This window comes from Streptomyces hazeniae, from assembly GCF_031845485.1.
Classification (GTDB): domain Bacteria; phylum Actinomycetota; class Actinomycetes; order Streptomycetales; family Streptomycetaceae; genus Streptomyces; species Streptomyces hazeniae.
Genome location: NZ_JAVREQ010000026.1, coordinates 15,119 through 40,685, shown reverse-complemented (window position 1 = coordinate 40,685; position 25,567 = coordinate 15,119). Strand labels below are relative to the sequence as shown.

The 25,567-nt window shown below is 73.5% G+C and carries 22 protein-coding genes; 8 read left to right on the top strand and 14 right to left on the bottom strand.

Annotated elements, in window-relative coordinates; genetic code table 11:
* Positions 1–46: 46 nt before the first annotated feature.
* The 3 genes from RM572_RS23790 to RM572_RS23780 all read left to right on the top strand — a co-directional run bounded on the left by RM572_RS23790 (position 47) and on the right by RM572_RS23780 (position 3,245).
* On the top strand, positions 47–667 hold the full coding sequence (locus tag RM572_RS23790) for a GTP-binding protein (protein WP_311675452.1): 621 nt from the start codon (positions 47–49) through the stop codon (positions 665–667).
* Positions 664–1,947, top strand: coding sequence for a cytochrome P450 (locus RM572_RS23785; protein WP_311675451.1), 1,284 nt, complete (start codon positions 664–666; stop codon positions 1,945–1,947). The genes RM572_RS23790 and RM572_RS23785 overlap by 4 nt, the downstream gene beginning before the upstream one ends.
* 92 nt (positions 1,948–2,039) lie before the next feature.
* The gene (locus tag RM572_RS23780; RefSeq protein ID WP_311675486.1) at positions 2,040–3,245 is read left to right on the top strand and encodes a cytochrome P450 family protein; all 1,206 of its coding nucleotides are present in this window, start codon (positions 2,040–2,042) and stop codon (positions 3,243–3,245) included.
* An 18-nt stretch (positions 3,246–3,263) separates the two neighbouring features.
* On the opposite strand, the gene folE is transcribed toward RM572_RS23780, so the two are convergent.
* From folE to dacB, 6 genes are all read right to left on the bottom strand, one after another.
* Positions 3,264–3,869: a GTP cyclohydrolase I FolE gene (gene folE / locus RM572_RS23775; protein ID WP_027764126.1), complete on the bottom strand. Its 606-nt coding sequence runs from the start codon at positions 3,867–3,869 to the stop codon at positions 3,264–3,266.
* 89 nt (positions 3,870–3,958) lie between these two features.
* Entirely contained in the window at positions 3,959–5,980 is a 2,022-nt protein-coding gene (gene ftsH, locus RM572_RS23770) for an ATP-dependent zinc metalloprotease FtsH (RefSeq protein WP_136183000.1), read from the bottom strand.
* A gap of 173 nt (positions 5,981–6,153) precedes the next feature.
* On the bottom strand, positions 6,154–6,693 hold the full coding sequence (gene hpt, locus RM572_RS23765) for a hypoxanthine phosphoribosyltransferase (RefSeq protein WP_311675485.1): 540 nt from the start codon (positions 6,691–6,693) through the stop codon (positions 6,154–6,156).
* Positions 6,694–6,785: 92 nt separating this feature from the next.
* Positions 6,786–7,835: a tRNA lysidine(34) synthetase TilS gene (tilS, locus tag RM572_RS23760; protein ID WP_311675450.1), complete on the bottom strand. Its 1,050-nt coding sequence runs from the start codon at positions 7,833–7,835 to the stop codon at positions 6,786–6,788.
* A gap of 197 nt (positions 7,836–8,032) precedes the next feature.
* Entirely contained in the window at positions 8,033–9,187 is a 1,155-nt protein-coding gene (locus RM572_RS23755; protein WP_311675449.1) for a zinc-dependent metalloprotease, read from the bottom strand.
* A gap of 123 nt (positions 9,188–9,310) precedes the next feature.
* Positions 9,311–10,852, bottom strand: a complete 1,542-nt coding sequence (gene dacB, locus RM572_RS23750; RefSeq protein ID WP_311675448.1) for a D-alanyl-D-alanine carboxypeptidase/D-alanyl-D-alanine endopeptidase — start codon at positions 10,850–10,852, stop codon at positions 9,311–9,313.
* An 86-nt stretch (positions 10,853–10,938) separates the two neighbouring features.
* Here dacB and RM572_RS23745 point away from each other — a divergent pair, with 86 nt between their 5' ends.
* Positions 10,939–11,430 (top strand): inorganic diphosphatase, encoded by a 492-nt coding sequence (locus tag RM572_RS23745; protein ID WP_027764132.1) that lies wholly within the window; start codon positions 10,939–10,941, stop codon positions 11,428–11,430.
* 90 nt (positions 11,431–11,520) lie between these two features.
* Here RM572_RS23745 and RM572_RS23740 read toward each other — a convergent pair whose 3' ends face one another.
* Both RM572_RS23740 and RM572_RS23735 read right to left on the bottom strand, forming a co-directional pair.
* A complete protein-coding gene (locus tag RM572_RS23740; RefSeq protein WP_311675447.1) occupies positions 11,521–12,492 on the bottom strand; it encodes a diacylglycerol kinase in 972 nt (323 codons plus the stop codon).
* A complete protein-coding gene (locus RM572_RS23735) occupies positions 12,489–14,132 on the bottom strand; it encodes an FAD-binding oxidoreductase (RefSeq protein WP_311675446.1) in 1,644 nt (547 codons plus the stop codon). The genes RM572_RS23740 and RM572_RS23735 overlap by 4 nt, the downstream gene beginning before the upstream one ends.
* Before the next feature lie 20 nt (positions 14,133–14,152).
* Here RM572_RS23735 and RM572_RS23730 point away from each other — a divergent pair, with 20 nt between their 5' ends.
* Positions 14,153–14,776: a TetR/AcrR family transcriptional regulator gene (locus tag RM572_RS23730; protein ID WP_311675445.1), complete on the top strand. Its 624-nt coding sequence runs from the start codon at positions 14,153–14,155 to the stop codon at positions 14,774–14,776.
* A gap of 5 nt (positions 14,777–14,781) precedes the next feature.
* On the top strand, positions 14,782–16,428 hold the full coding sequence (locus RM572_RS23725; protein WP_311675444.1) for a glycerol-3-phosphate dehydrogenase/oxidase: 1,647 nt from the start codon (positions 14,782–14,784) through the stop codon (positions 16,426–16,428).
* A 74-nt stretch (positions 16,429–16,502) separates the two neighbouring features.
* Here the strand turns inward: RM572_RS23725 and RM572_RS23720 are convergent, their stop codons facing one another.
* From RM572_RS23720 to RM572_RS23700, 5 genes are all read right to left on the bottom strand, one after another.
* A complete protein-coding gene (locus RM572_RS23720) occupies positions 16,503–16,781 on the bottom strand; it encodes a hypothetical protein (RefSeq protein WP_311675443.1) in 279 nt (92 codons plus the stop codon).
* 161 nt (positions 16,782–16,942) lie between these two features.
* Complete coding sequence (locus RM572_RS23715) at positions 16,943–18,745, bottom strand: SpoIIE family protein phosphatase (RefSeq protein WP_311675442.1); 1,803 nt, start codon at positions 18,743–18,745, stop codon at positions 16,943–16,945.
* A 159-nt stretch (positions 18,746–18,904) separates the two neighbouring features.
* Positions 18,905–20,545, bottom strand: a complete 1,641-nt coding sequence (locus tag RM572_RS23710) for a threonine/serine exporter family protein (protein ID WP_311675441.1) — start codon at positions 20,543–20,545, stop codon at positions 18,905–18,907.
* 340 nt (positions 20,546–20,885) lie between these two features.
* Positions 20,886–21,449: a DinB family protein gene (locus RM572_RS23705; RefSeq protein WP_311675440.1), complete on the bottom strand. Its 564-nt coding sequence runs from the start codon at positions 21,447–21,449 to the stop codon at positions 20,886–20,888.
* Between the two features lie 222 nt (positions 21,450–21,671).
* Positions 21,672–22,565: a helix-turn-helix domain-containing protein gene (locus RM572_RS23700; RefSeq protein WP_311675439.1), complete on the bottom strand. Its 894-nt coding sequence runs from the start codon at positions 22,563–22,565 to the stop codon at positions 21,672–21,674.
* Positions 22,566–22,838: 273 nt separating this feature from the next.
* On the opposite strand from RM572_RS23700, the gene RM572_RS23695 reads away from it, so the two are divergent.
* On the top strand, positions 22,839–23,615 hold the full coding sequence (locus RM572_RS23695) for an ATP-binding protein (protein WP_311675438.1): 777 nt from the start codon (positions 22,839–22,841) through the stop codon (positions 23,613–23,615).
* Between the two features lie 85 nt (positions 23,616–23,700).
* Here the strand turns inward: RM572_RS23695 and RM572_RS23690 are convergent, their stop codons facing one another.
* On the bottom strand, positions 23,701–23,940 hold the full coding sequence (locus RM572_RS23690) for a DUF397 domain-containing protein (protein ID WP_027764139.1): 240 nt from the start codon (positions 23,938–23,940) through the stop codon (positions 23,701–23,703).
* Positions 23,941–24,395: 455 nt separating this feature from the next.
* Between RM572_RS23690 and RM572_RS23685 the strand changes: the two genes are divergently transcribed.
* On the top strand, positions 24,396–25,451 hold the full coding sequence (locus RM572_RS23685; protein ID WP_311675437.1) for a DUF3048 domain-containing protein: 1,056 nt from the start codon (positions 24,396–24,398) through the stop codon (positions 25,449–25,451).
* Positions 25,452–25,567 lie beyond the last annotated feature (116 nt).

Sequence of the window (25,567 nt, the reverse complement as noted above, 5' to 3'; positions counted from 1 at the left end):
GCAGGGGGGCGCCTCGGACCGCGGTGTCCCGCCGGAGCTCCCCGAGGTGCCGGCGCGGTCCTGGCGCCCGCCGCTGCGCGACAGTGCGGAGAACGGTCTCAAGATCGTGATCGTGGGCGGCTTCGGAGTCGGCAAGACGACCATGGTCCGCTCGGTCAGCGACATCCGTCCGCTGAACACCGAGGAGACGATGACGCGTGCCGGCGAGGGGGTCGACGACCCGAGCGCGGTGGCCGGGAAGACCACCACGACGATCGCGTTCGACTTCGGCCGGATCGGCATCGACGAGCAGACCGTGCTGTACCTGTTCGGCGCTCCCGGACAGGAACGTTTCTGGTTCCTGTGGGACCGGCTGTTCTCGGGCACGCTCGGCGCGGTCGTGCTGGTCGACACGCGGCGGCTCGCGGACTCCTGGTACTCCATCGACAGGCTGGAGCACCACGGCACCCCCTTCATCGTGGCGCACAACGACTTCGGGGGCCCGCACCACACGCACGACCAGATCCGCGAGGCGCTGGACCTCTCCCCGGACGTACCGCTGATCGACTGCGACGCCCGCTCCCGCGAGTCCAGCAAGGACGTGCTGCTCACCCTGGTGAACCACCTGCACGCCCTGGCGACCGCGCACTACGCGCAGAACGGCGCCGAGGAGGAGATCGCCCGATGAACGGCCCGACCGTACCCACGCAGGCCCAGGGGCAGGCGCAGGCTGCGGGCTGCCCGGTGCCGCTGGGCGGCGAACGCTTCCTGGCCGGACCGGCGCGGTTCTACCGCGAACTGCGGCGCGATCACGGCCCGGTGGCGCCGATCGAGCTGCCCGGCGGTGTTCCCGCCTGGCTGGTGCTCGGCTACCGCGAGCTGCACCAGGTCACCTCCGACCCGGTGCTGTTCAGCCGCGACTCCGCGCTGTGGAACATGTGGGACCGCATCCCGGAGAACTGGCCGATGCTGCCCATGGTCGGCAAGCAGCCGTCCATCCTCTACACCGTCGGCGAGCGGCACCGGCGGCGCTCGGCCGTGCTCGGCGACGCCCTCGCCGACGTGGACCCGTTCGAGCTGCGCGACCACGTGGAGCGTTTCGCCGACGACCTCATCGACACCTTCTGCGGCAGGGGCGGCGCCGACCTGGCCGCCGACTACGCCAAGATGCTGCCCGCCCTGGTCCTCGCCCGCCTCTACGGCTTCCCGGACGCGGACGGCAAGGACCTGGCGCACGCGGTGAACGCCCTGGTCAACGGCGGCGCCGACGCCATCGCGGGCGCCCGGCACGCCACCGGGGCGATGCAGTGGCTCCTGGAGTCGCGCCGCGCGGTGCCCGATGCGGCGGGGCCGCCCGCGGACGTCGCGGGGCGGATGCTGGCACACCCGAACGCCGGAGAGTTCACGCTCGACGAGCTGGTGCAGGACATGCGGGTCATCATGACCGCCGGGCACCAGCCGACCGCCGACTGGATCGGCAACTCGCTGCGCCTGATGCTCACCGACGACCGGTTCGCCGCCTCGCTGACCGGCGGCCGGCACAGCGTCGCCGAGGCGATGAACGAGGTGCTGTGGGAGGACACCCCCACCCAGAACATCGCCGGCCGGTGGGCCACCCGCGACACCCGCCTGGCCGGCACCCGCATCCGGTCCGGCGACCTGCTGGTGCTCAGCTTCGCCGCCGCCAACGGCGACCCGCAGGTGCGGCCCGACCAGCACGCGCTGACCGGGGGCAACAACGCCTTCTTCTCCTTCGGCCACGGCGAGCACCGCTGCCCCTACCCGGCCCAGGAGATTGCGGAGACCATCGCCCGCAAGGGCATCGAGGTGCTGCTCGACCGGCTGCCCGACGTCGATCTCGCGGTCGCGGAGCACGACCTGGTGTGGCGGCCGTCGCCCTGGCTGCGGGGACTGGTCAGCCTGCCCGTCCACTTCACCCCGACGCACATCGCTGGAGGCTCACGGTGACCGGACCCGGACAGACGCCGCAGACGACGGCCACGGGGCAGAGCGCGGCGGTTGCCGCCGGGGGTTCCGGCGGCGGGGGCGCGGGCGGCCGTATCGCCATCGACCCGCTCGTGCGGGACCTGGCCGCCGAGACGGCGGCCCTGCGCGACGCCGGCCCGGTCGCCGCCGTGGAGCTGCCCGGCGGGGTGCCGGTGTGGGCGGTGACGCACCACGCCGAGGCCCGGCGCCTGCTCACCGATGCGCGGCTGGTGAAGAACATCGCGCACTGGGCGGCCTGGCAGCGCGGGGAGATCCCGAAGACCTGGCCGTTGATCGGACTGGCCGCACCCGGGCCGAGCATGCTGACCTTCGACGGCGCCGACCACCGGCGCCTGCGCACGCTGGTCGCGCAGGCGCTCACTCCGCGCCGGGTGGAGGAGCTGCGGCCGCGGATCGAGGAGATCACGGCAGGGCTGCTCGACCGTGCCCGAGACCGGGCCGACGCGGAGGGGCACGTCGACCTGAAGGAGTCCTTCGCGTACCGGCTGCCGATGGCCGTGATCAGCGACCTGATGGGCATCGACGCCGCCGACCACCCGCGGCTCCTGGAGCTGTACGACAGCTTCTTCTCCAGCCTCACCCGGCCGGAACTGGTGCAGCAGGTCATCGGCGAGCTGCGCACGTTCTACACCGGCGTGGTGCACCGCAAGCGGCAGGCCCCGGGCGACGACCTCACGAGTGCGCTGATCGCCGCGGGCGAGGACGGTGACCGGCTCAGCGAGGCGGAGATCGTCTCCACGCTGCAGGTGATGGTCACCGCCGGGCACGAGACCACCATCAGCCTCATCGTCAGCGCGGTGGTGGCGCTGCTCACGCACCCGGAGCAGCTGGCCATGGTGCGGGACGGCCGGGTCGGCTGGGACGAGGTCATCGAGGAGACGCTGCGCTGGTCGGCGCCCACCTCGCACGTGCTGATCCGGTTCGCCACCGAGGACGTGGCCGTCGGCGGCACGGTGATCCCGCAGGGCGACGCGGTGATCATGTCGTACGGGGCGATCGGGCACGACACGGAGCAGCACGGGGAGGACGCCGACCGCTTCGACGTCACGCGCTCCCCGAACCGGCACCTGTCGTTCGGGCACGGGCCGCACGTGTGCCCCGGGGCGGGGCTGTCGCGGCTGGAGGCACGGATCGCGCTGCCCGCGCTGTTCGCGCGGTTCCCCGGGCTGGAGCTGGCCGTGCCGGCGACGGAGCTGCGGAACAAGCCGACGGTGACGCAGAATGAGCTGTACGCCCTGCCGGTGCGGCTGGGGGTCTGAGCCGGCGGAGGGCCGGCCTCAGCGGGCCATGATGAGGCTCATGGCCTCGGAGCGGGTGGCGGGGTCGCGGAGCTGGCCGCGAACGGCGGAGGTGAGGGTCTTCGCGCCGGGCTTGCGCACCCCGCGCATGGTCATGCACATGTGCTCGCACTCGATCACGACGATGACGCCGCGCGGTTCGAGGATCTCCATCAGGGAGTCGGCGACCTGGGTGGTGAGCCGCTCCTGCACCTGGGGGCGGCGGGCGTAGACGTCGACCAGGCGGGCCAGCTTGGACAGGCCGGTGATCTTGCCGCTGGCGGACGGGATGTAGCCGACGTGGGCGAAGCCCACGAAGGGGACCAGGTGATGCTCGCAGGAGCTGAGCACCTCGATGTCCTTGACCAGCACCATCTCGTCGTGGCCGAGGTCGAAGGTGGTGGTCAGGACGTCCTCGGGCTCCTGCCAGAGACCGGCGAATATCTCGCGGTACGCACGTGCGACCCGGGCCGGGGTCTCCCGCAGGCCCTCCCGGTCGGGGTCCTCGCCGACGGCGATGAGGAGCTCCCGGATGGCGTCCTGGGCCCGCTTCTCGTCGAACTTTCCGATGGTGCCCTCGCCGTCCAGCGTCACCGGATCGGTCATGTGTGCCTCGTTTCTCGTGCCAGTGCAGCAGAAAGCCGCGCCCCCTGCAGGGTAGAACCCTGGGGGCGCGGCTCCGCATTCCGGGCGGGTCAGGACTCCTTGCGGGGGTCCTCCAGGAGCTCGACGGAGTCGGTCGGGCCGATCTCCTTGCCCTTCTCCAGCACCGGGTGCTCGCCGTTGGCGGACACGGCGGCCGGCACGGAGACCGGGGGCCGGGTCGACGGCGTGCGGCGGGTGGAGCCGGTCCACGCCGGGCGGGCCGGGCGCTTCACGATGGGGGCGAAGACCTCGGCGATCTCCTCCTTGTTGAGCGTCTCCTTCTCCAGCAGCGCCAGCACGAGGTTGTCCAGGACGTCCCGGTTCTCGACCAGGATCTCCCAGGCCTCGTTGTGCGCCGTCTCGATCAGCTTCTTGACCTCCTCGTCCACCAGCCCGGCGACCTCCTCGGAGTAGTCGCGCTGGTGGGCCATCTCCTTGCCCAGGAAGGGCTCGGAGTTGTCGGAGCCGAACTTGATCGCGCCGAGCCGCTCGGTCATGCCGTACTGCGTGACCATCGCGCGGGCGGTCGCGGTCGCCTTCTCGATGTCGTTGGCCGCGCCCGTGGTCGGGTCGTGGAAGACGAGTTCCTCGGCCGCGCGCCCGCCCAGCATGTACGCCAGCTGGTCGAGCATCTCGTTGCGCGTGGTCGAGTACTTGTCCTCGTCCGGCAGGACCATGGTGTAGCCCAGGGCACGGCCTCTGGAGAGGATCGTGATCTTGTGGACGGGGTCGGAGTTCGGTGAGGCCGCCGCGACCAGGGCGTGTCCGCCCTCGTGGTACGCGGTGATCTTCTTCTCCTTGTCGCTCATGATCCGGGTCCGCTTCTGCGGTCCGGCCACGACGCGGTCGATCGCCTCGTCCAGGAAGTGGTTGTCGATCAGCTTCCGGTCGCTGCGGGCGGTGAGCAGCGCGGCCTCGTTGAGGACGTTGCTCAGGTCCGCACCGGTGAATCCGGGCGTACGGCGGGCCACGGCGCCGAGGTCGACGTCCGGGGCGACCGGCTTGCCCTTCTGGTGCACCTTGAGGATCTCCAGCCGGCCCTGCATGTCCGGGCGGTCCACCGCGACCTGGCGGTCGAAGCGGCCGGGGCGCAGCAGCGCCGGGTCCAGGATGTCCGGCCGGTTGGTGGCGGCGATCAGGATGACGCCGCCCTTGACGTCGAAGCCGTCCATCTCGACGAGCAGCTGGTTCAGCGTCTGCTCGCGCTCGTCGTGACCGCCGCCCATGCCGGCGCCGCGGTGGCGGCCGACGGCGTCGATCTCGTCGACGAAGACGATGGCCGGGGCGTTCTGCTTGGCCTGCTCGAACAGGTCGCGGACCCGGGAGGCGCCGACGCCGACGAACATCTCGACGAAGTCGGAACCGGAGATCGAGTAGAACGGGACGCCGGCCTCACCGGCCACGGCGCGCGCCAGCAGCGTCTTACCGGTACCGGGCGGGCCGTACAGCAGGACGCCCTTCGGGATCTTGGCGCCGACCGCCTGGAACTTGGCGGGCTCCTGGAGGAACTCCTTGATCTCCTGGAGCTCCTCACACGCCTCGTCCGCGCCCGCGACGTCCACGAAGGTCGTCTTGGGCGTGTCCTTGGTGATCAGCTTCGCCTTCGACTTCCCGAACTGCATCACCCGGGAGCCGCCGCCCTGCATCTGGTTCATCAGGAACAGGAAGACGACGATGATCAGCAGGAACGGCAGCACCGACAGCAGGAACCCGACGAACATGTTCTGCTCGGTCGGCGCGACGGTGTAGCCGTCCCGCAGGTCGCCGCTCTGGTACTGCGCCTGGAGCTGCTTCTGCAGGTCGACGCCCTGGTCGTCGATGTAGCTGGCCTTGACCTTGTTGGCGCCCTCGATCTTCTGGTCGCCCTTGAGGTCGATCTTGACGATCTGTTCGTCGCCGGTCGTGATCTCGGCCGAGGCGACCCGCTGGTCGCTGATGGCCTTGACGATCTGGCCCGTGTCCACCGTCTTGTAGCCGCCGGACGAGCTGACGAACTGCATCAACACGACTACGGCGAGGACGGCCAGCACGATCCACATGACCGGCCCGCGGAAGTATCTCTTCACGTCCATCCACACGGAGCGGCTCGCGCCCCGTCCCTCCTGCCACAGTGAGTTGAAATAGCCTGACGTTCGGACGGTACCTCAGCATCGACGCGAGGTGCCGCCGCGGACGGGCAACCGTATGCCCTCCCCTCACCAACGGTAGGGGACGGCCGTACGTTCCCGTACGGCCCCCGGACGGGTCAGCCGCCGTAGACGTGCGGGGCCAGAGTGCCGACGAACGGCAGGTTCCGGTACTTCTCCGCGTAGTCGAGACCGTAGCCGACGACGAACTCGTTGGGGATGTCGAAGCCGACCCACTTGACGTCGATCGCCACCTTGGCGGCGTCCGGCTTGCGCAGCAGGGTGCAGACCTCCAGCGAGGCCGGGCCGCGCGAACCCAGGTTCGACAGCAGCCAGGAGAGCGTCAGGCCGGAGTCGATGATGTCCTCGACGATCAGCACGTGCTTGTCCTGGATGTCGGTGTCCAGGTCCTTCAGGATGCGCACCACCCCGGAGGACTGCGTTCCGGCGCCGTAGGACGACACCGCCATCCAGTCCATGGTGGCAGGCGTGCGCACGGCTCGGGCCAGGTCGGCCATCACCATCACCGCGCCCTTGAGCACGCCGACCAGGAGCAGCTCCCTGCCCGCGTACTCGGCGTCGATCTGCTCGGCCAGGCCGGCCAGCTTCGCGTCGATCTCTTCCTTGGTGATGAGCACCTTCTTCAGGTCGGTGCCCATGTCCTTCTCGTCCACCCGGTAGCCGCTCTCGCTCGATGTCGGTACGCCGGCCGCCGTCCGCACCGCCACGCGCGGGCGCGCCCCGGCTCGGCTCAGCTCTGCCGGATGACCAGTCTGCCACCCTGCCTGCGTGCCTCGACCCGGCCCGGGAGATTGATGGCCCGCTGACCCCGCCAGGCCGTGATGAGCCGGTCCACCTCCTCGATGTGCCGGGCGAACAGCGACCCGGCCGGGGCACCGGCCGCGACGGCCGTACGGCGCAGCACCCGGCGGCGCACGGCGGGCGGCAGGGCGTACAGCCGGCCGACGTCCAGCTCGCCGGGAGCGCCGTCGTCGGCCCGGGAGGACCGTTCCGCCTCGTCGGTCCAGGCGTCGAGGGCGTCGGCGTCGTCGCGGGACAGGCGGGCCGTACGGGCCAGGGCCTCGACCACGCCGCGGCCCAGGGCCTTCTCCAGACTGGGCAGCGCCTCGTGCCGCACCCGGGAGCGGGTGAAGGCGGGGTCGGCGTTGTGCGGGTCGTCCCAGACCGGCAGGGACTGCTCCAGGCAGGCCTTGCGGGTGGTCTGCCGGTCCAGCGCCAGGAACGGCCGGCGGTAGCGGCCGCCGGGCCCGGAGACGGCGGCCATCCCGGAGAGCGAGCGGGTGCCGGAGCCGCGGGCGAGGCCGAGGAGGACGGTCTCGGCCTGGTCGTCGCGGGTGTGGCCGAGGAGGACGGCCGCGGCGCCGTGGCGTTCGGCGGCGGCGTCGAGCGCGGCGTACCGGGCGTCGCGGGCGGCGGCTTCGGGGCCGCCCTTGCGGCCGACGGTCACGGCCAGCGAGTCGACGGGGCCCAGCCCGAGGCAGGCGAGGCGGGAGACGACCTCGGCGGCGCGTCCGGCGGAGCCGGGCTGGAGACCGTGGTCGACGGTCACGGCGCCGGCCCGGAGGCCCAGGCGGGGCGCCTCGAAGGCGACGGCGGAGGCGAGCGCCATGGAGTCGGCGCCGCCGGAGCAGGCGACGAGAGCGAGCGGCGGCTCGGTCCCGCCGCCGCGGAGGTGCGGGCCGGCCGGGGCCGCCCGGCCCCGGGTCGCGTCCCGGAGGACGTCGTGGAGAACGCGGCGGACCGCCAGGCGTATTGCGGCGACCGCGGGATGGGGACCCATGTCCGATTCACTTCCTCGAGGGAGTCTGATCGCGCCGATGCGAGCCGATACGACACCCGCCCCGATCACGGTGCGTGTGTCGATGGTGACAGAGACGAGTTGCGTTCCCCGAGCATCGCACGCCGACCCCGCGCGGACGGTCCCTCGGACGGGTGATTACGTGGCGCGGGCGGCCCTGTCCGGCCGCCCCCGACGGCTCACTCGCCCTTACCGTGCACGCGCGCGACCCAGCCGGCCGGGTCGGCGATCTCCGCCTTGGTCGGCAGCGTGTTGGGCGACGTCCACACCTTGTTGAAGCCCTCCATGCCCACCTCGTCGACGACGGTGCGTACGAACCGCTCGCCCTCGCGGTACTGGCGCAGCTTCGCGTCCAGACCGAGCAGCTTGCGCAGCGCCTGGTCCAGCCGCCCGGCTCCGCTGGCCCGCCGCTTGGTGAACTTCTCCCGGATCTCCACCACCGACGGCACCACCTGCGGCCCGACGCCGTCCATCACGTAGTCGGCGTGGCCCTCCAGCAGCGACATCACGGCCGTCAGCCGGCCGAGGATCTCGCGCTGGGCCGGGGTCTGCACCAGCTCCACGAAGCTGCGGTCGCCGCTCTCCTCGCCCTCCTCGCCCTGCGGGCGGGCGCCGGTCAGCGACTGCACGGCGTCCCGCAGCCGCTCCAGCAGCGTGGACGCGTCCATGTCCGTCTCGGCGAGGAACGCCTGGATCTCGCCGCGCACGTGGTCCCGCAGCCACGGCACCGCGGAGAACTGCGTGCGGTGCGTCTCCTCGTGCAGGCACACCCACAGCCGGAAGTCGTGCGGCGCGACCTCCAGTTCCCGTTCCACGTGCACGATGTTCGGGGCGACGAGCAGCAGCCGGCCGCCGCCGTCCGCCGCGCCCGGCAGGTCGCGGGAGACCGGTGCGAACGTCTCGTACTGCCCGAGCACGCGGGAGGCGAGGAACGACAGCAGCATGCCCACCTCGACGCCGGTGACCTTGCCGCCGACGGCACCGAGCACCGCGCCGCCGGGACTGCCCGCGCGGCGCTCGCTCATCCTGCCCAGCAGCGGCGCCAGCAGCTCGCGGAAACCGGCCACGTTGGCCCGTACCCAGCTGGCCCGGTCCACGACGAGCACCGGGGCGTCCGCGTCGCCGTTCCCGGCCGGGCCGCCGTCCGGGGTGGGCGGATGCATGCGGGTGAAGCGGCGCACGTGCTCCTCGGAGGCGGTGGCGTGGCGGCGCAGCTCGGCGACGACCGCGCGGGCCTCCTCCCGGCTGATCTCCGGCCCGGGCCGCACGAGCCGGGTCGCGGTCGTGACCGCGAGGTTCCAGTCGACCATCTGCACACCACCGAGGCTCGTCATGCCTTCACGGTACGTGCCCGCCGCGCGGTGCGGCAGCCGACGGAGCAGAGTCCCTCCGGCGCGACGGGACCGCGACGGGACCGCGACGGGCCGAAGGGCCCGGGGACTCCGGCCGCAGGCGACCTACCTGCAGCCGCAGTTCGCGAGGGCGGAGGCCATGCGGTCCAGGGCCGCCTGCGCGCCGTAGCGGTCCTTCGTGCCCGTCGTCAGGAACGCGAAGGCCAGCAGCCGCCCGTCCGCGTCCACGACCGTGCCGGCCAGGGTGTTCACCCCGGTCAGCGTCCCCGTCTTCGCCCGGACGACGCCGGCGCCCCGCGCGCCCTCGTAGCGCCCGTGCAGCGTGCCCGTGAAGTGGGCCACGGGCAGGCCGGTGAGGGCGACGCGCAGCTCGGGCCGTCCGGGGTCGGCGGCGAGGGCGAGCAGCCCGGTGAGGAGTCCGGCGGTCACCTTGCCCGTGCGGTCGAGGCCGCTGCCGTCGGCGAAGCGGGCGCCGCGCACCGGCAGGTCCAGGTCCTTCAGCCGGGCGCGGACGGCCTGGCCCGCGCCGTCGAAGCTCGCCGGCTCGCCGACGGCGAGCGCGGTCTGCCGCGCCAGGGCCTCGGCGAGGTCGTTGTCGCTGTGGGTCAGGGTCCGCTCCACCAGCCGGGCGACGGTCGCGGACCGGTGCACGGCGATCCGTTCGGCGTCGTCCCCGGCGGTGACCTTCGAGGGCCGGCCGGAGACCGTGACGCCGTGGTCGTCGAGGCGCTGTGCGAACGTGCGCGCGGCCTCGGCCGCGGGGTCGGCGGCGCGGGGGGCGGGGCCGTGATCGCTGCCGTCGAGCCGCGCCTCGTTCAGCATCAGCGGACTGACCGGCGCCAGGTTGTCGTTGGGGCCGATGGGGTGCAGGCCGGGCCCGGAGTACAGCGAGACGTCGAAGCCCAGGCGGACGTCGGACGCGTCGTCTGCCCGCTTCAGCTCCCGTGCGACGTCGGCGGCGAGGGCGTCGAGGTCCTTCCCGGTGAGCGTCGGGTCGCCGCCGCCGACGAGCACGATGCGCCCCTCGCCGGTCCGGACGACGGGCGTCTCGATGCGGTGGCCGGGGCCGCGCGCGGAGAGCACCGCGACGGACGTGGCGATCTTGACGGTCGAGGCGGGCGTCACCGGTCGGGCCGCGCCCTCGCCGAAGAGCTGCTTGCCGGTGAGGGCGTCGACGACGGAGGCGGAGACGACCGGGCCGAGCGCCGGGTCGTCCAGCAGCGGCTCCAGGGTGTCGGCCAGCGCGGTCGGGGTGGGCGCGGGCGGCGGCGCGTCGTCGCCCGCCCCCTCGGCGCCGTCGGCGGGCGCGGCGCCGAGGGCCCGCAGCACCTCCGGTGCGCTCGGCGCGGGTTCGGGCAGGGCCGGGTCCTCGGCGGTGTGGTCCCTGCCACTGTCGTCCGGCCAGGTGCCCGCACGCGTCCGCTCGGCCGTACGCTGACCCGAGTCCCACGGTCCCGCCACGGCCACCGCCGTGAACGCGACCACGAGGCCGACCACGGCGGAGGTCACGGACAGCCGCCAGGTCTGCCGCTGGTGCGGCGGGGCGGTCCGCCACCGCCGCCGGAGCGCCGTCGGGGCACCCCGCACGCTGCGGCGCGCGGAGGCGGCGAGGGCCGCGGCACGTGCCCGGACCGTGTCGTCAGGCATCGGAAGACCAGCCCCTTTCGCGAGCACGAACCTGCGTGAGGGACACTTAATCACCAGAACATGTGTTGATCACGGAGGAGCCTCCCTTGGAGTTCGACGTCGTCATCGAGATCCCGAAGGGTTCGCGGAACAAGTACGAGGTGGACCACGAGACCGGTCGCATCCGGCTGGACCGTCACCTTTTCACCTCGACCGTGTACCCGGCCGACTACGGCTTCGTCGACCACACCCTCGGCGAGGACGGCGACCCGCTCGACGCGCTGGTGCTGCTCGACGAGCCCACCTTTCCGGGGTGTCTCATCAAGTGCCGCGCCATCGGCATGTTCCGCATGACGGACGAGGCGGGCGGCGACGACAAGCTGCTCTGCGTGCCGGCGTCCGACCCGCGGATGGAGCACCTGCGCGACATCCACCACGTGAGCGAGTTCGACCGGCTGGAGATCCAGCACTTCTTCGAGGTCTACAAGGACCTGGAGCCCGGCAAGTCGGTCGAGGGCGCCGACTGGGTCGGCCGTTCGGAGGCGGAGGCGGAGGTCGAGGCCTCGGTCAAGCGGCTCGAGGCGCAGGGCGGCCACTGAGTCTCCCGCGGAGGTCCGGCCGACGCCCGGCCGGACCTTCCCGTGCGTGAGGGGTCGGGCGGGCCGGCGGATGTCGGCCCGCCCGGCCCCTCACGCACGCGCGGCGCGACGTCGGTGCGGCGGGACCAGGACGCCTACCGCGGCGGAAACGGCCTCGGCCTCCAGGGGCAGGGCCCCCAGCGGCTCGCCGTCCGCGTAGGCCCGCATGTCCGCCGTCTCCACCCGCACCCGCCGCCCGGTGAACGTCCGCACCCCCGGGTGGCTCACGTGGGTGCCGCGGTAGACCCGCGGGAACACCCGCAGCAGCTCGGCCCGCCCCACCGCCGGGACCACGGTGACGGCGAGGCGCCCGTCGTCCGGGGCGGCGTGCGGGCATATGCGCATGCCGCCGCCGTACGTCGTGGTGTTGCCTACGGCGATCAGCGTGGCCTCCAGCTCGTGCCGTGCGCCGTCCACGTCGAGGACGAACGGTAGGGGCCGCAGCAGCCCCAGTTCGGCGACCATGGCGAGGTTGTAGCGCATCCGGCCGCGCGGGCGCCGCATCCGGTTGGCCCGGTCGGTGACGAGCGCGTCGAATCCGCTGGTCAGCACGGTGCCGAACCAGCGCGGCGGCGTGCCGTCGCCGGTGACGCGGCCCAGGTCGAGGGTGCGTTCCTCACCGTCCAGCACCAGATCGGCCGCGGCCTCCGCGTCCCGTCGGGGGATGCCCAGGACCCGCGCGAAGTCGTTCCCGGTGCCGGCCGGCACCACGGCCAGGGCGGGCGCCCCGGCCGTGGCAGGCGTCCCGGGGCCGACAGCGCCGCCCGCGGGCGCGAGGGCCTGGAGGGCCAGGTGGACCATGCCGTCTCCGCCGACGACGGCGAGCACGTCCACGCCGTCCGCGACACAGCGGCGGGCCTGGTCCCGGGCGGCGCCGACGTCCTGCGCGGCGATCAGTTCGACCTCGGCGCCGCGGGCGAGGAGCCGCCGGGCGGCCGTCGCCGCCAGGTCCGTGCCGCGGCTGCCGCCCGCCGCCGGGTTGACCAGCATCGCGACCCGGCGCCGCGCGCCCGTGGCGCTCACGCGTCGCCTGCCGGGGCCGCCTCGGCGACGGCCGCCGGGGAGGGCGGGATGAGCTTGCCCGGGTTGAGGACACCCGCCGGGTCGAGGGTGCGCTTGACCGCGCGCAGCACCTCCACGCCCAGGTCACCGACCTCGTCGGCCATCCAGGGCAGGTGGTCGGCTCCCACCGCGTGGTGGTGGGTGATGGTGCCGCCGTGCCCGGCGATCGCGTCGCCGGCCGCCCGCTTGGCGCGCTCCCAGCGGCCCGCGGGGTCGTCGCCCCCGGCCGCGGCGACCGTGAAGTAGAGCGAGGCGCCCTCCGGGTAGACGTGCGAGATGTGGCAGTTGACCACCGGGGGCGTGCCGTCCACGGCGAGCGCGCCGGTCAGGGCCTCGGTGACCGCCTCGCGCAGTTCCGGCAGCCGGCTCCAGGTGGTGGCGGTCTCGAGGGTCTCGGCGAGCACGCCCGCGCCGAGCAGCCCGTCGCGCAGGTACGGGCCGGCGTAGCGGCTGTGCCGCCACTGCGCGACGGGCTCCTCCCCCAGGCAGGTGCCGCCCGCGGCCTCCAGCGCCGCAGCGGTCTCCGCGCGGCGGGAGGCGACCTGGCCGGCGGTGCCCTCGTGGGCGACGACGGCGAGGCAGCCGCCGGTCGCCTGTTCGCCGGCGAGGGCCGCGTTGACGAAGGTCTCGGTCTCGTCGGAGAGCCGCACCAGGGTGGGCGGCACCCCGCCCTGGGCGAGGGCGCGCAGGGCGGCCGTTCCGGTGGCGAAGTCGGGGAAGGTCCAGGCCTCGTCGCGCTGCGCCTCGGGCAGCGGCCGTACCCGTACGGTCACCTCGGTGATCACCCCGAACGCGCCCTCGGAGCCGAGGAGGAGCTGCTTCAGGTCCGGTCCGGCGGCGGAGCCGGGCGAGCGGCCGAGGTCGAGGGTGCCGCGCGGGGTCGCGGCGCGCAGGTGCAGCACCATGGCGTCGAACCGGCCGTACCCGGCCGAGGACTGGCCGGAGGAGCGGGTGGCGGCGTAGCCGCCGATGGTCGCGTACTCGTAGCTCTGCGGCTGGTGACCGAGCGTCAGGCCGTGCGCGGCGAGGAGTTCTTCGGCCTCCGGGGTGCGCAGGCCGGGCTGGAGCGTGGCGGTGCGGGAGACCGGGTCGACGGCGAGCAGCGCCTTCATCCGGCCGAGGTCGAGGGAGATCACCGCCTCGAAGCCGGGGTGCAGCGGTTCCACGCCGCCGACCACGCTGGTGCCGCCGCCGAACGCCACGACGGCGACACGGTGTTCGGCGCAGGCCCGGAGCACGTCGAGCACCTGCGCGTGCGAGGCGGGCCGGACGACGGCGTCGGGGGCGTCCGCGACGTCCCCGGACCGGCGGCGCAGCAGGTCGGGCGTGCTCTTCCCACCGGTGCGCCGGACGCGGGCGGCGTCGGCGAGGTCGACGTGGTCCGGGCCGACGGCGGCGGCCAGGGCGTCGCGCGCGGCGGCGGGCAGAGCGGAGGGCGGGACGGCGAGGGCGGACTCCTCGACGGCGGGGGCGTCGCGCAGGGCGACGCCGAGGACGGACGCGACCAGGCCGCGTACGGACTCGGGGAGGGCGGAGGCGCGGTCGGGGTCGCCCCAGGCGTTCCAGGACATCTCACCGACCGGGGTGCTGGGAGTCGTCATGCGTTACAGTCTTACATGTGATGTCAATCAGCAACGAGGACGAGAACGACACTCCGCAGGACCCGGTGGCCGGTTCGCTGCTGGACGCCGCGTACGACTGCATCGCCGCGTTCGGACTGCGCCGCATCACCCTCACCGACGTGGCGCGGCAGGCGGGCGTCAGCCGCCCGACCGTCTACCGGCGCTGGCGGGACGTCAACACGCTCGTCGCCGACCTGCTCACCCGCGAGATGCATGCGGCGCTGGTGACCGCCGCGCAGCAGGCCGGCCCGGCCGACGGGCCCGGCGGCGTCCGCGAGCGGCTGGTGCGCGAGGCGTCCGAGCTGCTGCGGGCGCTGCGCGGACACCCGCTGCTGACGCGGATCCTGGAGACCGAGCCCGAGGCGCTGGTCACGTACACCTTCCAGCGGCTGGGCTCCAGCCAGCGCGGCGCGCTGGAACTGCTCCGGCCACAGATCACCGCCGGCCAGGCCGACGGCACCGTCCGCGCCGGCGACCCGGACGCGCTCGCCCGCATGGTCATGCTCCAGGTCCAGACGACCGCCCTGTCCTGGCGGCTCGTCGACGACGTGCTGCCGCTGGACCGGCTCACCGAGGAACTGCGCCGCCTGCTGGATTCCTACCTGCGCCCCGAGGAGGCCTGAGCGCCATGCCCCCAGCCCCTTCCGCCGCCCCGACACCGGCCCCGACACCGGCCGCGTCCGCCGCTGCCGCCGCGCGCGGCGCGGCCCGCGAGGCCGCCGCGCTGAACGCCACCCGCCGCTCCCGCGAACTGGAACGGCTCGCCGACCGTCCCGAGGTGGACCTGCTGGTGGTCGGCGGCGGGGTGACCGGCACCGGCATCGCCCTGGACGCCGCCGCACGCGGGCTGCGCACGGTGCTGGTGGAACAGCACGACCTCGCCTTCGGCACGAGCCGCTGGAGCTCGAAGCTGGTGCACGGCGGGCTGCGTTACCTCGCCAAGGGCCGGATGGGCATCGCGTACGAGAGCGCCCGCGAGCGGCACGTGCTGATCTCCCGCACGGCTCCGCACCTGGTGCGGGCGCTGCCGATGCTGCTGCCGCTGCACGAGAGCGTGGGCCCGGCGCAGGCCGCGATGACCCGGGCCGGCTTCGTGCTCGGCGACGCGCTGCGCGTCGCCGCCGGTACGCGGCGCGGCGTGCTGCCCCGCGCACGCCGCGTCTCGCGCGAACGGGTGCTCGACCTCGCCCCGTCGGTCCGGGCCCACGGACTGCGCGGCGGCCAGCTCGCCTACGACGGCCAACTGGTCGACGACGCCCGGCTGGTGGTCGGCCTGGCGCGTACGGCCGCCCGGGAGGGCGCGGCGGTCCTGACCCGCTGCGCGGCGGAGGAACTGCACGGCCGGGGTGCGGTGCTCCGCGACGGACTCACGGGCGAGCGGCTGGAGATCCGCGCGCGGGCGGTCGTGAACGCGGCCGGGGTGTGGGCGGACCGGCTGGTGCCCGGCGTGCGGCTGCGTCCCAGCCGGGGCAGCCACCTGGTGCTGTCCGGCGAGCGGTTCGGCGGCCTGCGCACGGCACTGACCATCCCGGTGCCCGGGGCGCTCAGCCGGTTCGTCATGGTGCTGCCGCAGGAGGACGGCGACCGGGTGTACGTCGGCCTCACCGACGAGCCGCTGGACGGTCCGGTGCCCGACGTGCCCACCGTCCCGCAGCGCGACGTCGACTTCCTGCTGGACGTCGTGGGCGGCGCCCTGAACGCGCGTCTGACCAGGGAGGACGTACTCGGCTCGTACGCGGGACTGCGACCGCTGCTGGAGTCCGGCGACGGCACCGGGTCGAGCGCCGACCTGTCCCGGCGGCACGCGGTGCTCACCTCGCCGGACGGCGTGACCACCGTCGTCGGCGGCAAGCTGACGACCTACCGGCGGATGGCCCAGGACGCGGTGGACGCGGCAGTCACGGGCGGCGGACTCGCCGCCGGACCCTGCCGCACGGGCCGGCTGCCACTCGTCGGCGCGGGGTCGGCGGCGGCGCTGTCACGCGTACCCGCTCCCGCGCGGCTCGTCGCGCGGTACGGGACGGAGGCTCCCGAGGTGCTCGGCTGCGGGGCGGCGACGGAGGTCTCCGCGGGCGTGACCGAGGCCGAGCTGGCCTGGGCCGTGCGGTGCGAGGGAGCGCTGGACGAGGGCGACGTGCTCGACCGCCGTACGCGCGTCGGGCTGGTGCCCGCGGACCGCGAGCGCGCCCTTCCCGCGGCGCGGGCGGCGCTCGCCGCGGCCTCGCCCGCAACGTCGTCGCCGGTGTCGCCCGCGGGTCCGCCCCAAAACGGGTGAGCGCTCCGGTACCGGCGCCCCACGAGGCGGGGCCGCCGGCACCGGAGCGCTTCCGTCCGGAACGCGGACCGAGGTCAGTCGACCTCGTTGCCCTGAACGATCTCGCACTCGACCTCGACGGAGCGGTCGGAGGCCGCCTCGCCCTCGCCCTCGCCGAGCACGCCGATGCCCAGGCCGAGGTTGATGTCCCCTATGAGGGAGTTCGAGGCCTGCTTGACCGACTGCTTGCAGACGGCGCCGTTCTCCTGCTCGAACTCGACGGCCGGGCCACCCGCGACGGCGGTACCGGCACCGGCGGTACCGAGGGCGGCGACGAGGGCGGCGACGGCAGCCGCGGAGCGGAACTTACGCATGGTTTCTCCTCTATTCCTCAGAGAATCGCCACGAGCCGTGAGCTCGTGATCCGACAAGATGAGAATCGGCGCGAAAACGGCGCTCCTTGAGCCTTCGCGCGCCCTACCACCCGACCGGCCCGCGACACACCGAGCCCGGTTGCTTGACCACGGAGAAACGGTTACCCGCGGGGGATGTTCTGCTCCGCCCAGACAACCTTCCCGACAGCGGTGCGGCAGGAGCCCCAGCGGCGGCAGAGCATGTTGATCAGCTGGAGCCCGCGCCCGCCCTCGTCGCTGACGTCCGCGTGCTGGATCTGCGGCAGGTCCGGCCCGGTGTCCGACACCTCGACCATCAGGCGCTCGTTGCGCAGCATGCGCAGCTGCCCCGGTCCGCCGCCGTACCGCAGCGCGTTGCCGACCAGTTCGCTGACCACGAGCTCCGTGACGTCCGCCAGTTCGCCGAGGTTCCAGGCGGCGAGCTGCTCGGTGACCAGACGGCGGGCGGTGGAAGCCGCCGTGCCGCCCTCGGGCAGCGTCCAGGTGCGCAACTCCGTCCCGGCGGCCGGCCCGCAACCCTGCGCGACCAGCAGGACCGCCTCGTCGAAGCGTCCGTCGCCCTGCGGCGCCGCTGCCAGCAGCCCGCCGTCGGCGAGCTGCTCCTCGCTCATCCCCGTCACGGCCGCGCGCAGCCCGGCGAGCTGCGCGTCGACGTCCTCGGTGCGCGTCTTCATCAGCCCGTCGGTGTAGAGCAGGAGCCGGCTGCCCGGCGCGCTCTCCAGCCGCAGCGGGTCGTAGGGGATGACGCCGGTACCGAGCGGGGCACCGGTCGGCACGTCGAGGAAGCGCGGCACACCGTCCGGGCCCTCGATCAGCAGCGGCGGCGGGTGCCCCGCGCTGGCGAGGGTGTAGCTGGCGTCGGCGGGGTCGTAGACGGCGCACAGGCAGGTGGCGACCTGGTCGTCCTCCAGGTCACGGGTGGCGAGGTCGAGCCGGGCGAGGACCCGGTCGGGAGCGATGTCCAGGGTCATCAGCGTGCGGGCCACCGACCGCAGACGTCCCATGGTGGCCGCCGCGGGCAGTCCGTGACCCATCACGTCGCCGACGACCAGCGCCGTGCGGCCGCTCGGCAGCGCGACCACGTCGTACCAGTCGCCGCCGACGCCCCGCGCATCGACCGCGGGGGCGTAGTCCGTGGAGACCTTCAGGCCGGGGGTGTTGGGCGTCGCCCGGGGCAGCAGGCTGCGCTGGAGGGAGACGACGTGTTCGCGTTCCCGCCCGTACAGGCGGGCGTTGTCGATGTAGACGGCCGCCTTCGAGGCGAGCTGCTCGGCCAGCGCCAGGTCCGTGCCGGTGAACGGCGGGCTGTCCCCGGCCCGTACGAAGTCGGCGGAGCCGAGCAGCACCCCGCGGGCGATGAGCGGCACCGCCATGTAGCTGTGCACGCCCTGCCGGCGCATCGCCGCCGCCGCGCTCTCCGTGGGAGCCACCCGGTCCAGGTCCTCGGCCGTCATCGAGGCGACCATCACCGACTCGCGGGCGCCCAGGCAACGGGTGGTCAGCAGGGTCTCGCGGCGGTGCTCGCGGTCGACGATCTCCCCGACCGGCGAGGGTTCCAGCTCGCGCAGCGCCTCCACGGCCGCCACCGCCATGGCACGGGTGACGGGCACCCCGGTGCCCACGACGTGGTCGCCCTCCTCGCCGCGCAGCACGGACTCCAGCAGGTCCACGGCGGCGGCGTCGGCGAGCCGCGGCACCACGTACTCGGCCAGCTCCTGCGCAGTGCGTTCCAGGTCGAGGGTGGTGCCGATGCGCGTGCCGGCGGCGTTCAGCCAGCCGAGCCGGCTGCGGGTGGTGAACCCCTCGTCCTGCGCGGCGAGGGTGCGGCGGATGCGGAAGCGCCGGGCCGCCGACCCCCTGCCGAAGACGGCTCCCTGTGCGGCCAGACGACTGGTCAGGCGCCGGGCGCGGCTGCCGCCGTTCACCGTGCTGGCCTCCCATCGCGCCGATCGACGCCATGCCGACTCCAGTGTGCCCCCTGCTCCGGAGGCCCCGCCTGCTGAGACGCCATCGTAGCCACGCAAGGCGCGTTACGGCCCCGATACGGCAAGGGAGATGGAACCGAGACGCGCCCGAACCGCGGGTCAGAACCCGCGGGTGCGCTTCGCCGCCCGGCGGCCCGGCAGCGGAGTCTCCACACCGGGCGTCTTGATGAACAGCCGCGCGAGTTCGCCGCCGAGGTTCACGCCGATGGCGATGGCCAACGCCAGTGCGACGGCACGGGCGATGTCCCCCATGCCGGCCTCGACGTTGCCCTGGGCCACGTTCAGCAGACCGAAGTAGGTGGCGCTGCCCGGCAGCAGCGGCCCGATCGCCGCCGTGATGTACGGCAGTGAGGACGCGAACCGGTACCGGGAGGCGAGCTGGCCGAAGAGGCCGACGAGTCCGGCGGCGGCGAACGTGGACGCGACGGCGTTCAGCTCTGCCAGGTCGTGCAGCGTGCCGTAGATCAGCCAGGCGATGCCGCCGTTGACGGTGGCCAGCAGGACGGTGTGACGTTCCTGCTGCAGCAGGACGCAGAACGCCAGCGCCAGCAGCATGGCGGCGACGAGCTGCGTCGCCGGACGTTCCAGGTGGAGCTGGTTCTCCGGGTCCAGTTCTGCGCCCAGCTCGTCGCCCGCGTACAGCACCAGCAGCACGCCGCACACGATCGCGACGATCAGGTACACGACCTCCAGCAGGCGTGCCGAGGCGGTGATGTAGAAGCCGGTCAGCCCGTCGTGCACGGCCGCCACCAGGGCCCTGCCGGGGATCAGCGCGAACAGCCCACCGGTGATCACCGCCCCCGCCCGGATGTCGGCGGTCAGCCCCGAACTGACCAGCGCCACCGTGACCCCTATCGCGGCGGGGGGCATCGCCGCCGCCACGAACTGGTAGAACTCCGGCAGCCCGCGCCCGGCGAGGTACCAGGCGAACCGGTCGCCCAGCATCGCGCCCAGCGCGGCCAGCAGGAACACCAGCCACCCGCCGCCGACCAGCAGGGAGGCCGCGCCGGCGAGCAGGCCGCTGGCCACCGTCAGCGCGCCCTTGGTGTACGGGTGCCGGTTGCGGCGGATGCGGGCCAGCCGCCGGTAGGCCTCCTCCAGCGTCACCTCGCCGTGCGAGATGTCGGTGACGAGTTCGAAGACCGCGGCGAGCCGCGTGTAGTCGGTGCCGCGGCGCCGCACCGTCCGGCTGAGCGTGACCGGGTCGTCGACCAGCGAAGGCTGGTGGGTGACGGACAGCAGGGTGAAGGTCACCGTGGGCTCGCAGCGGTCCAGCCCGAAGGCGTGGGCCACGCCGAACATCGCCGCCTCGACGTCCTCCGCTCCCTCGCCACCGGCCAGCAGCAGCTCGCCGATACGGAGCGTCAGGTCGAGCACACGCGGCACGGACGGGCCGCTCTCGCCGTCCTCGGTGCGCACCGGGCGCTCCGGCGCCGGCCGCTCGGCCAGCGGCATCCGCACCATGGTGCGCATCCGGTCCTGCCAGGGCAGGCCGGGCCGGTCGAGTCCGGCGAGGACCGGGATTCCGTCCGGCGGGGTGAAGTGGCTGCCGGGTTCGTACACCGACTGGGTGCGCAGACCCTCCGGGATCGTGAACTCGGAGGAGGGATGGTCACTTTCGGCGGGCGGCCGCAGGGGCAGCCCCTGCGGCGGGGTGAATGCGCTGCGCGCCTCGTCCGACTGCGGCTTCGCGTCCTCCGCCTGTGCGTCGGCGCCGTTCCACCTGGGCTCCCCGGCCACTGTCCTCCTGCTCCTTCGGTACCTCGCCGTCCACCCTGGACGCCGAGGGGGAGAACGCCGTTTCCGGCCCTCGCCGTTCCCGGAACGGGCACACCGAAACTGCGATGTCCGTCACAGGAGGCACCAGGGTGGGCGCCCGGTCGAGGTGATGTCTCTCCGCACGCCCCGGCAAGCATGCCGCATGCCCCGGCATACCCCGAAACGGGTGAAACCCCCTGTCGGGGATGTCACACCGCGATACGGACGAAACCCCGCGCCGCGGAGAGCCGCGGGGAGGCCGAACCCTCGGCGCATCCCTCCGCCCACCGCCCTCCGCCCGCGGCCCTCCGGAACGGGAGCCTCATTCGAAGGCGGACCAGTCCGGCTCCGGCATCGCGCCGGTCTCGAAGACGAGGTCGAACGCGCCCTTGCCGTCGATCGACTCGCGGATCACGTCCGCGTGCCCGGCGTGCCGCGCGGTCTCCTCGATCAGGTGCAGCAGCGCCCAGCGCCAGCTCCGGTCGCCGCCGGCGTCCCACGGGGCGGGCGGCACGGTGAAGGTCGCGTCCATGGACGCGACCGCGCGGACGGACTCCTCCGTCTCCCGGGCGACCTCGTCGTAGAGGGCCAGCAGCGCCTCGACCGTCTCGTCCGCGTGCGGCGTGAAGCTGTCCTCCCACTCCTTGCTCGCCTCCTCGTAGTCGGTCGTCCCGCCGCGCATGGTCCGCAACCAGCCGCGCTCGCCGTGCGCCAGGTGCTTGAGCACACCGAGCACCGACAGGGCGCTGGCCGACGGCACGCTGCGCGCCTGCTCCTCGGTCAGCCCGTGCAGGGCCCGGCGGACACCGCCGCGCTGGGCCTCCAGGTAGGCCAGGAGCGCGCCGCGCTCGTCGCCCGGGGCCTCGTTCTCCACCACGACCGGCATGATCGCCACCTTTCGTCGGGGCCGCCGCCCGCTCGCGTGTCGCGAGCCGGGGAACCGGCCCTCCCTCTCCCGTCACCTCTCACGCTACGGAGAGTTGCGGACGATTCCGGTCCTCGAGGGCGGCGTGCGGGAGAGCGCCGAAGGCGGCAGGAAGCTGGTGCGGCGGCGGCGGGGCGGACGCCGGGGGCGTCCGCCGTCCGGAGACCGGCGGGGCGGGGCCGCTCAGTCGGCGCGGCGGAGGCGCAGCAGCTGGTCGCGGGTCTCGGCGGCGGAGCGGCCGTATTCCACCAGACGGGAGAGGACGCCGTCGTAGCGCTCGACCTCCTCCGGCTTGTCCAGGTAGAGCGCGCTCGTCAGCTGCTCGATGTAGACGATGTCGGAGAGGTCGGACTCGGGGAAGCGCAGCAGCGTGAAGGCGCCGCTCTCCGCCGAGTACGCGCCGGCGCCGAGCGGGAAGACCCGGAGGGTGACGTTGTCGCGCTCGGAGAGCTGGGCGAGGTGTTCGAGCTGCCGGTTCATCACGGCCGGGGTGCCGAACGGCCGCCGCAGAGCGGCCTCGTCCAGGACGCACAGGAACCGGGGCGGGTCGTCGGCGAGCAGCAGTCTCTGCCGCTCCATGCGCAGCGCGACCCGGCGTTCGACCTCCTCGGCGGGAAGCCCGTTCCGGCCGCTGGTGACGACGGCGCGGGCGTACTCCTCGGTCTGGAGCAGGCCGTGGACGTACTGCACCTCGTAGGTGTTGATCCCGGAGGCCGCGCTCTCCAGTCCGACGTAGGTCTGGAACCAGCCGGGCAGCACGTCGCTGTAACTGTGCCACCAGCCGGCCTTGTTGGCGTCCCGGGCCAGGTCGAGCAGCGGTTCGCGGTCCCCGGCGTCGGTGACGCCGTAGAGAGTGAGGAGGTCTTCGACGTCGCGGGTCTTGAAGCCGACCCGGCCGAGCTCCATGCGGCTGATCTTGGACTCGGAGGCGCGTATCGACCAGCCCGCGGCCTCCCGGGTCACCCCGCGCGCCTCCCGCAGCCGCCGCAGCTGGGACCCGAGCAGGATGCGGCGGACCATCGAACCGCTGGCGCCCTGCGCTGCGCCGCCCACGGCACCCGCCGTCCTGGTGTCCATCTCGTCAACCTCCACCCCTGAACGGAGCAGTCTGCCATCTCGGGCTCCGTTCCGTGCCCGTGCGGTTACACACGACGGAAACTTACAGATGCACGTGCATCTGCCCTTGCATATGTACGGAGCATTCGGAACGATGACATCGCACAAGTGCACGCGCGGCCATAGAAGTTGAACCCTCGACCACACCACGGGCAGGACCGCGCGCACGGGGAACACGAACGACCGGATCCGACCAGGATCGTTCACGACCGCACATGCCTGGAGTGGCTCGTCATGGGGACCGAACGACCGACCGCCGTGATCGAGCCGTTATGGCGCGGCCTCCCGCCGCTCGGTTCCGAGACGCTGTCGGGCTCCGCCACCTGTGCGCTGCCCCCGCGCCACGAGGCGGTGCGCAGCGCCCGGGACTTCACCCGTCGGACCCTGCAGCGCTGGGAGATCACCCGCGACCTCGACGAGATCGCCCTGGTCGTCTCCGAACTGGTCACCAACGCCCTGCGGCACGGTCTGGAACTGCGCACGGACGCCCCGCCGGGACCCGCGCACCCGGTGGCCCCGGAAGTGCGGCATCGGCGCGTTCCGGACCAGCGCCGCCCGGACGCACGGCACCCTGACCCGCGACCCTCGCGGCAGGAGCCCGGGGGCGGCCACGGACAGGGGGTGCGGCTCCAGTTGATGCGCTGGTCGGCCCGGCTCGTGTGCGCGGTGCGCGACCCCAGCGAGGCGCCGCCGCAGAAGAGCGGACCCTCCTCGGCCGGATGTCCCGACGCCGCAGGTCCGGCGTCCGGCAGGCGGTCCGCGCCGGGTCTGCCCACCGAGGCGGCGGGCCTGAGCGAGGAACTGCGGGACCTGGCCGAGTTCGCCGACCTCGACGCGCTGGAGGCGTGCCCCGGACTCGCCGCCGAATCGGGACGGGGGCTGTACCTGGTGGACTCGTTCAGCGACGGCTGGGGCTGGCACCGGCTGACCGGGGTGCGGACCGGCAAGGTCGTGTGGGCGATGTTCCGCTACGCGCCCCGCTCGTCCCGGCCGGGCACGTCCCGCGCCTGAATCCCCGGCACCGCGTCCGCCCTGCCGACACGGGTCCGGGGCACCACGCGTCCGGGCAGCCCTGGAGCAGCCCGGCGGGACTCGGTCAGTCGTGCACCAGGTGGTCGAACTCGCCCGCCTTGACGCCCAGCAGCAGCGCCTCCACCTCGGCCGGCGTGTAGACCAGCGCCGGGCCGCCCGGGAACCGGGAATTGCGCACCGCGACGTCGCCGCCCGGCAGCTTCGCGAATTCCACACACGTACCCTGCTGGTTGCTGAAGCGGCTCTTCTGCCATGCGACGTCGTGCAGGTCGGCGGCCGTCATGCCGTTGTACGGGTGAGGCATTGCAATCTCCGTGAAACGCAGGGAAGTTGGGTGGCCCGCATGACGCAGACGATTCAACTGCCGTGAATCATAACCATGTTGCTGCCGCTTCCGCATGCATGAATCTCGGGTGCGACTCCAGGTCGTGACGCCATCACAGCCGGTCAGAGAGGTGCGTAGGCGAGTCGCGAAGGAAAGCGGAATTTCATCCACCGCCCTTGCGTGCGGCGTGCAGGCACTGCATGACGGAACGTGGATATCGACCGTCGAAAACGCGCCACCGACCCGAAGGACGGTGCAATGCGGAATTGCGGAATCACTTTCCGTAGACCATCGGCGGATAGACCCGCGTGCGAGGCGGCCCGACGGAGCGGAGGATCTTCACCAGACCCACCCGCGGTGCGGCTCCCTCGTTCGGGGGTACCACTGCAGGCAGGGGTCGAACACCAGGACGACCCGTACGGGAGGTGGCTGCCGTGGGGACACTCGCCAGGGACGACATACGCCCGAGACGACGGCGTCAGCGGGCGCGGCGCCGCACCGTCCCGGCCGGGGTGCTGGTCCTCGCGCTCGCCGCCGCGGCCTGCACCGGCCAGAACGGCGACGAGGATCCCCCCTCCACCCCGACCCCGCAGCCCACCGCCCAGCCCCCGACCGGCACACCCGAGACACCCGACGCGCCCGCGGTCTCCCCCTTCACCGGGGAGGAGGGGAAGCCGCACGGGGTGCTGGCCGTCAAGCTCGGCAACACCCCCTCCGCCCGCCCGCACACCGGCCTCCGGGCGGCCGACCTGGTGTACGTGGAGAAGGTCGAGGGCGGCCTCAGCCGCCTCATGGCCGTCTACGCGAGCCGCACGCCCGACCGGGTCGGCCCGGTGCGCAGCGCCCGCGAGTCCGACCTGGAGCTGCTGCGGCAGTTCGGCCACCCCGCGTTCGCCTACTCGGGCGTGCGCAGCGCCCTCAAGGACGACCTGCGGAAGTCGCCCGTCCGCCGGGTGCCGGCCGGCGAGTCGCCGAACGCGTACACGCGCTCCTCCGGCCGGGCCGTGCCCGACAACCTCTACGTTCGCCCGAAGGCCGCCCTGCGCACCGCCGAGGACCCGAGCCGGCCGCGCGACATCGGGTTCCGCTTCGGCCCCGCACCGGACGGCGGGACGAAGGACGGCAGCCACACCGTGCGCTACCCCGCCGCGCGCTTCGGCTTCACCTGGTCGGCCGAACAGGAGCGCTGGCTGGTCTCGATGGACGGCGCACCGGCACGCGGCACGGACGGCGACCGGCTCGGCGCCCCCACCGTGGTCGTGCAGTACGTGACGATGCGCCCTTCGCGGTTCCGCGACGTCGCCGGGGCCGTCACGCCGTACATCGAGAGCGTCGGCTCCGGGCGGGCGAAGGTGCTGCGCGACGGCCGGGCGTACGACGTGCGCTGGAAGCGGCCCTCGGCCGCCGACGGCACCGCGTTCACCCTGCCCGGCGGCGCGCGGATGCCCTTCGACCGCGGGCAGGTGTGGATCGTCTACGCGGAACGCTGAGCCGCAGCCCGCAGTGGTCCCCCGCCCGGCACCCGCAGCGGCCGGCCGGGGCCGCCTGCGGTCCGCCGGCGGAATAGCGACGTCCGTCCGCCCCTTGACTTCAAGTGAAGTTGAAA